Here is a 12,817-nt window from a genome sequence, read left to right on the forward strand (position 1 = left end):
TCTTCTTGCATGAATACCTACGCCTTTTTTCAAATTACGATTTTCATTCATGATCTTCACCCCTTCCTCTTATCATTGCCGGTAATCTTAAATACGATCAGACTTAAAATACCTGTAATGATAAACAGAATAACTGACAATGCACCAGCCATACCATAGTTCTTACTGTAGAGATGTTTATTTAAGAACATGATCAGTGTCATAGTAGAACGCATCGGATCACCGGTTCCATTGGTTAAGATCTGTGGAACATCGAATAACTGTAAACCACCGATCAGAGATGTGATGACTACATATACAAGGATCGGACGTAACAGCGGTAACGTGATCTGCCAGAATACCTGGGAAGAAGTTGCTCCATCGACTTCTGCTGCCTCAAATAAAGAAGTATCGATACCCATCATACCAGCCATCAGAAGGATTGTTGTATTACCAAACCACATCAGGCAGTTCATCAGTGCGATCAGTCCTCTTGCACTTCCCGCATTTGATAAAAATTTATATGGTGTATCAATAAATCCGATCTGCATCAGCATTGAGTTGATCGGTCCTCCATCGGAGAACAAGGTAAAAAACAACATGGAAAATGCGGATGCCATGATCAGGTTTGGAAGATATACGACCGTTTTAAAGAAACGTGTTCCTTTTAATCTGAGACGCACATCTGAAAACCATGCCCCAAGTACAAGCGATAAAATAATCTGCGGTACGAAGCACATGATCCACAATAACAGAGTATTTTTGGTATAAATCCAGATATCTCCATCCGAGAAAAGCTTTTTATAGTTTGCAAGTCCGACAAAATTCGGTCCGACCTGTGTCAGTCCTGACATATAGTTTTCGAAGAAACTGTTATAAATAGTGCTGATCAATGGAATCAGCTGAAAAACAACATATACTACAATAAAAGGAATCAAAAAGATATATCCCCATTTATTGTACTTTACTACCTTTCCACTGCTTTTTTTCATAACAACCTGACCTCCTTTTCCAGAGTGCATGATTTTCGTTCACAGAGCTCACAGCATCCCTCACTCTTATCCTGTGTAAGTCTGCTGTCAGCTCTGCGCTTACAGTTTTTACACAAATTTGGATATAAAATGAGCCGCGCCCGCCTCCCTTACGGTCCGGCAGGCGCGGCATCTGATCATTTTTTATACCGTTCGTCTGCTTAGTATGTTAACTCCGGATATTTCTCTACAACTGCTTTGTAGAACAGATCTAATGCTTCTTCCTTAGTAGCTGTTCCCTCGAAGTAGTTCTTCATTGCATTCTGGAACTCTTCGTTACATCCCTGATCATAAGAAGAAAGATTGCTTAAATCAAGTTTGGAAACACCTGAGCTGTAAATGCCAAGTGGATTCTGTCCGCCTAAGATCTTGCTTGAATAGGAGCTGTCTGCCATCTCAGTGATTACATCCTGATTGTTTACGAAGTCATCATCTTTCTCGATGATCTCTTTCATAACGTCATCATTAGTTGTCATCTGAAGCATGATATCTTTTACAAGGCTCTGGTTATCAGTTCCTGCTGCTGCACAGATCCATGTACCGCCCCAGAAGAAGCCCTGAGGTCCTTCCGTTGCACCCCAGCCACCGTTGTAACCGATACTGCCTTCTGTATCTGCTGCCATTGAGAAGTTTACTAACCATGCAGGTCCAAAGTAGCAGAATACATTTCCTTCCGGATAGAAACCTTTCTTCCAGTCATCACTCCACAGTTCGTATGTTCCTGTCTCACCTGCATCTACAAGCTCTTTGGAATCATCAACCCATTTCATAATGTTGTCATCAATATTGATCTTGCCGTCAACAACCCATTTTGAAGTAACGTTGTTGGAGTATACACGGTAAGTATCGTTTGCGGAAGATGTGATTGTGTAACCTGCATCTTTCATTTTCTTTGCTGTATCATTAAATGTATCCCAGTCTTTTACGTAATTCTGAACTTCAGCAGGATCATCAGAACCTAATACTTCTTTTGCTGCATCTCTGTTATAGAATAATACACCAGGGCAGCCCTGCCATGAAACACCTTTTAATACACCGTTGGAATCTGTAACAACATCTTTGGTGTACTGGTACTGTTTGGAAAGATCAGCATCGGTAATTCCAAGATCTGTAACTGCCATTGTGTAATCTGTATCAACATATTTCAATGCATAATCGGCTTCTACCAAGAAGATATCGATCTTATCGTCTGCTGCTGCATCTGCCTGTTTTAATAAGGTTGCATCCAGATTGTTCTGATATGCATTGTCATCATTTGGTGTAATGTTCCATTTTACAGTTACATCACCGATCGTACCTGTGGTTGCATCCACCTCTGTATATCCTGGATAATGATCTGTCAGACGGCTCTTGAACTCTTCATTCCAGCAGTAGATGTTAAGTACTTTTCCTTCATCAGAAGCACTTGCATCTGAACTTGTATCTGCGCTTGCTGCTTCTGTTGCCGGAGCGGCTTCATCTGTGGTTGCTGCTGCATCACTCTTCGTATCTGCTGCGTTGCTGCCACTGTTTGTGCTGGTGTTTGCTGCATTGCTGCCGCCGCATCCTGCCATCATGGTTACGAGCATTGCTGTGCATAATAATGTGCTAACGATTTTCTTTTTCATGGAAAACCCTCCTCCTTAATATGTGGTCTTTTGACCATTGTTTGTTTGCTACTTTTCAGTAGATAGTTCAGAATCAAATGCCTATCTTCCGTATACATTTCTGCAAAAATGCTGTCCGTATGTAGCTGCAACTACTTTTAAATACGTCCAACGGATTTACCGGCAACTAAGATTCCTTCTATAACGACTCTCTCTACGAGAGTTGTTCTCGGTTTCTCAATAGTGCCTATCAGCCGCTTGGCTGCCTCGCTCCCGATCAGCTCTGTGTCCTGTCTGATCGTTGTAAGCTGTGGATGTAATAACTGTGACATCCTCGTCCCGTCATATCCTGCAATTGAAATATCCTTCGGAATCCGAAGTCCCATCTCTATGATAACATTCCTTCCTCCTATTAAAGAGGTGTCATCCGGATATATGATACAGGTTGGCGGATCTTCTAAATTGAGCAGTTCCTTTGTCTGCTTTGCTGCTTCCCTGGTTTCCAGATAATCTGCTGTCCGGATATATTCATCCGGAATCTTTAAACCAAGTTCATCAACTGTCCGGTAAAAACTTGCCAGCCGGTCTTTCGTAACGTAAGAAGCCTGCTGCCCATGAATATATGCAATTTTTCGATGTCCCTGCCCGTATATGTATTTTACAAGATCTTCAATGCCCTGAATATTATTGGAACTGACTGCCGTACAATTATGATGTACATAATCGATTGTAACAACCGGCAGGTCACTGTTCATCAGTTCTAAGACATCCGGGTCATTGAAATCGGCACAGACAATTGCAACTCCTTCAAAATTCCGGTATCTGCAATGTTCATAATAAGACATCTTGCGATTTTCAAAACAGGTATTGATAAATGTAATGTCATATCCCTGTTTCTCTGACTGGACTTTTAATCCATTCAGTACTCCCGAAAAATACTCATGTGTCAAACCGCTTCCCGCATCTTCTTCAAAAAGAACTCCTATATTATAGGAACGGTTTGTCTTTAGAGCTCTCGCCGCTGCATTAGGAAAATATCCAAGTGCTTCTGCTGTCTTTCTGACACGGTTCTTTGTCTCTTCGCTGATATCTCTCTGGTCATTTAAAGCCTTGCTTACAGTGGCAGTGGATACTCCACATTTCTCTGCAATCGTTTTTAATGATACCATGGAAACCTCCAGCTTCTCTTCGAAAACGAAATGTTGTTTCCGAAATATTGCTTAATCGTTTTCGTACCTTTACTATATGCCATTCATAAGCAAATTGCAACTGGTTTTTGGCGATTCGTCGCTTTTTACACTTTTTTACATTAGTTTTTGTGTATTTTTACATTAAATATTAGACCAATTATCTGTAATCTTAGTACTTTGTATCTACTTCTTATACGTTTTCGTAAAATACTTTAATTATTCATCAAAAAATAGCCATTGTCGCTTTCATCCATAAAAGTATGTTTTTTTTGTCTAATCTGCTATATTTGCCTGTTTTTCAATGTTTTATATTGATTTTTATTCTTTCTGAATATATACTTTTTATTAAGAAATGAAAACTTAATCGTTTTCGAAACCGTTACTTATCAATATTTATGTATATGGAGGATTTTATTATGAAATTCGGTTATTTTGATGACGCCAACAAAGAATATGTCATCACATCCCCAAAAACACCACTGCCATGGATCAACTACCTTGGTTCCGAGAACTTCTTTTCCCTGATCTCAAACACCTGCGGCGGCTACAGTTTCTACAAAGATGCAAAGTTACTCCGCCTGACCAGATACCGCTATAATAATGTACCGCTCGATTCTAACGGACATTACTACTATATTAAAGATGGCGATACGATCTGGAATCCAGGATGGATGCCGTCAAAGACGGAACTAGATGCCTATAGCTGCCGTCACGGCATGGGTTATTCCGTATTTAAAGGAAGTAAAAATAAACTGACTGCAGAACTTACCTCCTTTGTCCCGGTTGGTGAGACCTGTGAGGTCGGCAAACTTTCCCTTACGAACGAGTGTAATGAAACCCGTAATTTTTCCGTATTCTCTTACGTAGAGTTCTGTCTGTGGAATGCAATGGATGATATGACCAACTTCCAGCGTAACTTCTCCACCGGTGAGGTTGAGATCCATGGTTCCGCTCTTTACCATAAGACAGAATACAGAGAGCGTAGAAATCACTATGCTGTTTACGCTGTCAATGCCCCGATCGCAGGATTTGATACAGACCGCGATTCTTTCTTGGGTGCATATGGAGAAAATTCTGCTCCGGAAGTTGTCGTAAATGGAACTTCAAAAAATTCTGTAGCAAGCGGCTGGGCTCCGATCGGTTCCCATCACCTTAAAGTTTCTCTTGCTCCAGGTGAGACAAAAACCTATGTTTTTGTACTTGGCTATGTCGAAAATCCGGTAGAAGAAAAATGGGTAGGCCGTGCTGAGGACGGCATCATCAACCGCAAACGAGCTGACGAGCTTCTCTCACGCTTCGATACCGCAGAAAAAGCAGATGCAGCACTTACTAAATTAAAAGATTACTGGAATGAACTGCTTTCTCATTTTACTGTTTCTTCCAGTGAAGAAAAATTAGACCGCATGGTTAACATCTGGCATCAGTATCAGTGTATGGTTACCTTCAATATGAGCCGTTCCGCTTCCTATTTTGAGTCCGGCATCGGCCGTGGCATGGGATTCCGTGATTCCTGTCAGGATCTTCTTGGTTTCGTACATCTGATCCCTGACCGCGCAAGAGAGCGTATCTTAGATATCGCTGCTACCCAGTTTGAAGACGGAAGTGCTTATCATCAGTATCAGCCGCTCACCAAAAAAGGCAACTCCGATATCGGAAGCGGATTTAACGATGATCCTTTATGGCTGATCGCCGGAACTGCCGCTTATATCAAAGAGACCGGTGATTATACAATTCTTGACGAAATGACGCCATATGACAGCGATGCTTCCAAAGCAACCACCTTCATGGAGCATTTACGCCGTTCCTTCCATTATACAATGGATCACTTAGGGCCGCACAATCTGCCTCTGATCGGACGTGCTGACTGGAATGACTGTCTCAACTTAAACTGCTTCTCGACAGAACCTGGCGAATCATTCCAGACATTTGGTCCTTCCGAAGGTCCGAATGCAGAATCTGTATTTATCGCAGGTATGTTTGTCCGCTATGGAAAAGATTATGCAGCGATCTGCCGTCATCAGGGTATGACAGAAGAGGCCGAAATCGCAGAGAAAGCAATCGCAGAGATGGAGAAAACGGTTATGGATACCGGCTGGGATGGTGAATGGTATCTGCGTGCTTATGACCATTACAAAAATAAGATTGGTTCAAAAGAATGTGAGGACGGCAAGATCTTTATCGAGCCGCAGGGATTCTGCGTTATGGCAGAGATCGGCTTAGAAGAAGGCTACTGCTTAAAAGCAATGGAATCCGTCGAAAAATACTTAGACACCAAATATGGTATTGTGCTGTTACAGCCGCCTTATCACAGATATCATGTAGAACTTGGTGAGATTTCCTCTTATCCACCAGGATATAAAGAGAATGCCGGTATCTTCTGCCACAATAATCCATGGATCTCCATCGCAGAGACCGTAGTCGGCAGAGGCAACCGTGCCTGGCAGGTATATACAAGAACCTGTCCTGCATATATTGAAGACATCAGTGAGATCCACCGCACAGAACCGTATGTATACTCACAGATGATCGCCGGAAAAGATGCACCGAACTTCGGTGAGGCAAAGAACAGCTGGCTGACAGGAACCGCCGCATGGACATTCCTTGATGTTTCCCAGTTTATCCTCGGTATCCGTCCGGATTATGACGGTCTGACTGTAGATCCTTGTATCCCATCTAAGTTAGATGGATTTACTGCAAAACGTGATTTCAGAGGGGTCAGCTACCATATCACAGTAAAGAATCCGGATCATGTTGAAAAAGGTGTTGTTTCCATGATCGTGGATGGACAGCCGGTAGAAGGAAATACCATTCCATTCTCCGCTGATAAAAAAGATGTAAATGTTGAAGTAACGATGGGTTAACCTCCCATACCTGTCTTTACCTATAAAAAAGGAGCCTTTGATAAATGAAGGCTTCTTTTTTATCCTATACCGTTAAAATATTTCATTTTGTCTGTATTTACGCGGCGAAACACCTTTTATCCTACGGAAAGAATCCCCAAAATAATTACTGTCATTAAATCCACATTCGAATGCTATATCCGTGATTGATTTATCTGTTTCCAATAACAGTCTGCTGGCATTTTGTATACGCAGGTTAATGATATATTCCTTAAAACCAAAACCTGTCGCTGTTTTAAATCTTTTGGACAAAAATGACTTGCTCATATGAAATTTCTCCGCCACATCTTCCAGTAAGATATTTTCCGTATAATGCTCAAATATATAGGTTGCAACCTCCTGAATCTTCCGGTTGTCTACATCCAGCTCTTTTATCACTGTTTCCCCATACTCCCTGCATCTTATGATAAACAGTAAGAGTTCCACAAGTCCTGCCCTGATAAACGCTGGTGACAATTCATCCGGCGTTTCATTTTCAAATATCAGCTTATCCAGAAGGGAAATCACATAATCCCTGCGTTTTTCCGGTACATTTATTACTCCCGGAACCATGCAGTTCTTAAGGTGTTCGTCTCCGATCTGTTCTCTGATTGAGTCTACAGCCTCATTTCGAAAACTGATCACAATCCTTTCATGAAGTCCTTTTCCGGTATATATGGTCTTATGCAGGCAGCCACCCGGAACGATTACAAGATCCCCTTTTCCAAACTTGTATATATTATGATCGATAAAACTGGTACATTCTCCGTTTGACAGATAAAAGATCTCATGAAACGGATGTACATGTGGTTCACAGTTACTTTTACTTATCGTATTACTTTTTTTGATTTTTTTAATATCAAAATCTCTTGGCATATCCTGAAACATAAACTTCTCCATTTTTGTACTTTTTTTCTGTATTTTTCTTTATTTTTTCTATTTTTTCATGGAATATACTGTTTTATTGTCATATTATGAACTACATAAATACATTTTGTCAACATGCTTTATTATTTTATAAAGCTCCATGGAGGTTCTATGTCAAAACCAATATCTGAAAATAAAAGAAATATGATTTTAAACGGCAGTCTGTCACAGGCAATTCTTATGCTTGCCGTTCCGGTTATGATCAACAGTTTTATACAGTCAATGTACAATCTTACCGATACCTTCTGGTTAGGCAGGATCGGAACTGAAAATCAATCTGCCATAACGCTTGTATCACCATTCCAAAATATCCTTACCAGCTTTGGAAATGGTATCACAACCGCGGGTGCTATTCTAATATCACAATATCTTGGTGCCAGAAAAGATGAGCAGGCAGCCAAAATGGCAAATCATATATGCCTCATTTCTCTTGGTTTCTCGATTATCTGTGCACTACTGTGTTTTCTGATATCTCCATCACTGGTTACCTGGCTTGGTGCTGTTGGAAATGTGTATGTGTATGGTCTTACCTATTTAAGAATTGTTGTTCTCGATCTTCCATTTTTATTTATGATTAATTTATTTACGGCAGTGAAACAGGCACAGGGCGACACTGTAAAACCTATGCTTCTAAACCTGCTTGGTATCGTGATCAATCTCATATTAGATCCACTTTTCCTCATCGTATTTCACTGGGGGATCGGAGGCGCGGCATTTGCAACACTTACCGCAAAAATTCCATGTGCCCTGATTGGTTTTATCATACTTACAAAACCAGGTCAGTTGATAAGAATTTCTTTTAAGAATTTTGTATTTGACAAAAAAATGATAAGTTCCATTATAAAAATCGGTCTGCCAACTGCTATTGGCGGAAGTACCATGCAATTAGGAACTTTGCTCATGACAAGAAATGTAAATGTTTATGGCTATATTGCAACAAGTGCCTACGGTATTGGCAATAAGATCAATAGCCTTATTACAATGCCCGCAAGCGGTATTGGCTCTGCCGTATCCACTATCGTAGGACAGAATATTGGCGCCGGTAACAGGAAACGGGCGGATAAAGCATTTCATTATTCTCTTAGAATATGTGCCGTATTCCTTCTTATTTTGGGATTCATATTATCAAGACGCCCTGTTTCCCAGGCTATGGTATCATTTTTTTCATCCGATGCCAAAGTCATTCCTCTTGCAGCCGACTATCTGTCCATTATTGCTTTCTGGTGCTGGACAAATGCTTTTTATAATGTATCACAGGGATTATTTCAGGGATGTGGACATACATTCATAACAATGCTTGTAGACGCTTCAAGGATATGGATATTCCGTCTGCTGACTCTCTTTATATGCGCAAATATATTCCATCTGGGAGTAGCATCCATCTGGTACTCCGTTGTGATCAGTAACGGAACCTCTGCCCTGATCCTGTATATACTATACTGGACCGGTATATGGAAAAAAGGATATGCAGACCTTCGCTAGAGCCTTTCATATCCTTTTCTCATTCATTTTAATCTTCTATTTCCAGTTAACAAAATTTGTTGCAAATTAATTTGCTGTCACAAGTCCGTTCTCACAATCCAATTCTACATATGCACTGGATTTTAAGACATCAAGCGCATGTTTTGCACCGATCAGGACAGGAATATCAAGGCTTAATCCTGCAATCGCCGCATGGCAGTTTTCGCCGGATGCTTCCACGATCAGTCCGGATGCCTCACGCATCTGTGTCATCATGGCATTGCTGGTATCTTTTGCAACAATGATGTCCCCGACTTTAAAGTTTTTAAGATCTTCTTCATTGTGACAAACGCAGAGATTTGCAGAAATCTTCTGTGTTCCGATTCCTTGTCCCTCCACTAAGATATGTCCTGCCACCTGCACCTTGATCAGGTTGGTCGTACCGGATACACCAAGAGGAACTCCTGCGGTTAAGACAACAACATCTCCTTTGGAAATGATTCCTGCTGCTTCTGCTGCATCGACTGCATAGTCAAACAGTTCTTCTGCTTGTGTCTTTTCCTCGATCATAAGCGGGATCACACCCCAGGATAATGCAAGCTGGCGGTAAATCTTCTCTGTCAGACAGCCTCCGATGATCGGACAGTTCGGGCGATATTTGGAAACCATACGGGCAGTGCGTCCGGATTTTGTTACCGTGATGATCGCTGCTGCATTTAAATCACCCGCCATCGTACAGGTTGCATGGGAGATAGCATTGGTCACATCCGGGTTGCTCATAGTCTTACGCATTTTGAAACGCTGTAAGTAATTGATATCCTGCTCGGTACGGACTGCAATACGCACCATGGTCTTTAAAGCCTCGATCGGGTACATACCTGCAGCCGTCTCACCGGAAAGCATGATCGCACTGGTTCCATCATAGATCGCATTTGCAACGTCAGTTGCCTCTGCTCTGGTCGGACGCGGATGTTTCATCATAGAATCAAGCATCTGCGTTGCTGTGATAACTTTCTTACCTGCATCGTATACTTTTTTGATGATCATTTTCTGAATGACCGGTACATCCTCTAATGGTATCTCAACACCCATATCACCGCGGGCTACCATGATACCATCGGAAACGCGGATAATATCATCAATATTCTGTACACCCTGCATATTCTCAATCTTGGCAATGATATTGATATCTTCACCGCCTTTTTCTGCAAGGATCTTACGGATTGCAAGCACATCATCTGCTGTACGGACAAAAGATGCTGCAATAAAATCATAATCATGCTCTACTGCAAATACGATATCACCGTAATCTTTCTCACTGATATATGGCATGGACAGCTCTACATTCGGAACGTTCACACCTTTTCTGTTTGAGATCATACCGCCATTTAATACCTGGCAGATGATATCCTTTGGCTTTTTGCCATCTTTATCTGCTTTTGCACCAGGTGTCACTTTGATTTCTTTGACTTCCATTCCGATCAGACCATCATCGATCAGAATACAGTCTCCCGGCTTTACATCCTCCGGCAGATTTTTATAGGTAATGGAAACGCGTGTCGCATCTCCCATAATCTCATCGGTTGTCAGAGTAAACGTCTGTCCATCCTTAAGTTCAACTTTTCCATCTGTAAAATCTTTCAGACGGATCTCCGGTCCTTTGGTGTCAAGCAATGCTGCGACTGGACGTTTTAATTCCTTACGAAGCTTCTGTAACATCTGAAGACGTCCTAACTGCTCCTCATGGTCACCATGAGAAAAATTAAAACGGGCAACATTCATTCCCTCTTCGATCAGGCGTTTTAATACACCTTCTTTATCTGTTGCAGGTCCTAAAGTACAAACAATTTTTGTTTTTCTAAACATCTTTTTTCCTCGTAAAAAAATATATTTTCGGCAATCGATTCTTTCTTATTATTTTGTGATCATCGTACCCGGTCCACCACTCACATAGGTGCCGTCTTTGTTCAGCTTTGTAATAAGTACGGAACGGATTGCGGAATCTCCAATAAAATCAATGGCAGCCTGAATCTTAGGCAGCATATCATCTTCTCCGAACTGGCCTTCTTCCATGTACCGTTTTGCTTCTGCAACCGTCATGGTGGAAAGTGCTTTTTCATTCTCTGTGCCATAATTCAGACATACGTTATCCACACTTGTTAAAATGACTAACATGTCAGCATCTAAAAGTTCTGCTAATTTTCCTGCTGCAAGGTCTTTCTCGATCACTGCGCTGGCACCTTTTAAATTATTATCCTGTGAAAGCACCGGAATACCGCCGCCGCCACATGCAACAACAACCTGATCTGCATCGGATAATGCACGGATCGCATCGATCTCAACGATGTCCATTGGCTTTGGAGCCGCAACAATACGGCGGAAACCGCCTTCTACTGCAGTGACATGATTTCCTTTTTTCTCCTCTGCCTCAGCCTCTTCCTCTGTCATCACACGTCCGATCACCTTGCTTGGCTTATAAAAAGCCTCATCATACGGATCTACGACAACCTGCGTTAAAACTGTGGAAACCGTTTTATAAATTCCTTTATTGAGCAGTTCAGCACGGATAGCATTCTGTAAATCGTAACCGATGTATCCCTGACTCATTGCAGAACATACAGACATTGGCGTAGCGGTATACTCCGGATATAATCTGCAGAACTCATTCATTGCTGTATGGATCATACCAACCTGTGGTCCGTTACTGTGTGTAATGACTACCTGATAATCATCGCGGATAAAATCAGCAACCGCTTTTGCAGTGCGTTTTGTTGCCTCTTTCTGCTCCGGTAATGTGGTACCAAGTGCTTCATGACCAAGTGCTATTACGATTTTTTTCTTTTTCATGGCTATCCTCCGATACTGACTCTTCGTCATAGTGATTATTTTAGCATGAACCTTTTTCAGGCGCAATGTAAAAGGAGTTTGCTTCCTGTTAAGATTTTCTGCTTTTTGTAAAATTTATAGTTTCAGCATACCATATTCTTACATATTTTTAAATAAAAGAATATGCTCTTTGCGTACATTCTTTTATCCTGAACAATAGAATGCACGCTCTGCAAACATTCTATTGGCATGAATAAATGTATAACTCCGCGAACATTTTATTTTTCTTCCTGCGCTGCATTTTCATCCTGTAATGCATCTTCCTGCGGCAGCACGAATGAATCGATCAGCTCCCAGATCTCATCGCGTCCCTGCTTCGTCTCAGCGGAAAACGGAATGATCGTGGTGCCCGGCTGCACATTTAAGCCTTCGCGGATTGCTTTGACATTTTTCTGGATCTGGCTTCGTTTGATCTTATCGAGTTTGGTCGCAATAATGATCGGTGCAAATCCCTGATATACCATCCACTCATACATCATCCTGTCGTTTGCGGAGGGATCGTGGCGGATATCGATCAGGAGAAATACTGCTTTTAACTGTTTGGACGTGTGCAGATAATTCTCGATCATTTTTCCCCATTTAGCCTTAACTTCCTCGGATGCTTTTGCATAACCGTACCCTGGAAGATCCACAAGATACATGGCATCGTTGATATTGTAAAAGTTAATGGTCTGTGTTTTTCCCGGCTGGGCAGAAGTACGTGCTAACGCTTTACGGTTCATCAGCGCATTGATCAGGGATGATTTTCCAACGTTTGACTTTCCTGCAAAAGCCACTTCCGCATACACGGTATCCGGCACTTTGCTGGTCACACCGCAGACAATTTCCAGATTTACATTTTTTATTACCATGTTATTCTCCTCATTGTTATCTTCATA

The 12,817-nt window shown here is 41.6% G+C and carries 9 protein-coding genes; 2 read left to right on the forward strand and 7 right to left on the reverse strand.

Annotation, left to right across the window (positions count from 1 at the left end; translation table 11 throughout):
- Positions 1-56: 56 nt before the first annotated feature.
- The 3 genes from DXA60_RS16780 to DXA60_RS16790 form a co-directional block, all read right to left on the reverse strand.
- Complete coding sequence (locus DXA60_RS16780; RefSeq protein WP_117922450.1) at positions 57-971, reverse strand: carbohydrate ABC transporter permease; 915 nt, start codon at positions 969-971, stop codon at positions 57-59.
- A 200-nt stretch (positions 972-1,171) separates the two neighbouring features.
- Entirely contained in the window at positions 1,172-2,617 is a 1,446-nt protein-coding gene (locus DXA60_RS16785) for a carbohydrate ABC transporter substrate-binding protein (protein ID WP_117922451.1), read from the reverse strand.
- Between the two features lie 137 nt (positions 2,618-2,754).
- The gene (locus tag DXA60_RS16790; RefSeq protein WP_117922452.1) at positions 2,755-3,765 is read right to left on the reverse strand and encodes a LacI family DNA-binding transcriptional regulator; all 1,011 of its coding nucleotides are present in this window, start codon (positions 3,763-3,765) and stop codon (positions 2,755-2,757) included.
- 437 nt (positions 3,766-4,202) lie between these two features.
- Between DXA60_RS16790 and DXA60_RS16795 the strand changes: the two genes are divergently transcribed.
- Entirely contained in the window at positions 4,203-6,647 is a 2,445-nt protein-coding gene (locus DXA60_RS16795) for a GH36-type glycosyl hydrolase domain-containing protein (protein WP_117922453.1), read from the forward strand.
- A 72-nt stretch (positions 6,648-6,719) separates the two neighbouring features.
- Here the strand turns inward: DXA60_RS16795 and DXA60_RS16800 are convergent, their stop codons facing one another.
- A complete protein-coding gene (locus DXA60_RS16800) occupies positions 6,720-7,553 on the reverse strand; it encodes a helix-turn-helix transcriptional regulator (protein ID WP_243006938.1) in 834 nt (277 codons plus the stop codon).
- Between the two features lie 150 nt (positions 7,554-7,703).
- Between DXA60_RS16800 and DXA60_RS16805 the strand changes: the two genes are divergently transcribed.
- Entirely contained in the window at positions 7,704-9,074 is a 1,371-nt protein-coding gene (locus tag DXA60_RS16805; protein ID WP_117922455.1) for an MATE family efflux transporter, read from the forward strand.
- 66 nt (positions 9,075-9,140) lie between these two features.
- Here the strand turns inward: DXA60_RS16805 and pyk are convergent, their stop codons facing one another.
- The 3 genes from pyk to yihA form a co-directional block, all read right to left on the reverse strand.
- Entirely contained in the window at positions 9,141-10,919 is a 1,779-nt protein-coding gene (gene pyk, locus DXA60_RS16810; protein WP_117922456.1) for a pyruvate kinase, read from the reverse strand.
- Between the two features lie 48 nt (positions 10,920-10,967).
- Positions 10,968-11,900, reverse strand: a complete 933-nt coding sequence (gene arcC, locus DXA60_RS16815; protein ID WP_117922457.1) for a carbamate kinase — start codon at positions 11,898-11,900, stop codon at positions 10,968-10,970.
- Between the two features lie 257 nt (positions 11,901-12,157).
- On the reverse strand, positions 12,158-12,790 hold the full coding sequence (gene yihA, locus DXA60_RS16820) for a ribosome biogenesis GTP-binding protein YihA/YsxC (protein WP_117922458.1): 633 nt from the start codon (positions 12,788-12,790) through the stop codon (positions 12,158-12,160).
- Positions 12,791-12,817: the final 27 nt, after the last annotated feature.

Source organism: Roseburia sp. OF03-24, from assembly GCF_003463035.1.
Taxonomy (GTDB): Bacteria; Bacillota; Clostridia; order Lachnospirales; family Lachnospiraceae; genus Roseburia; species Roseburia rectibacter.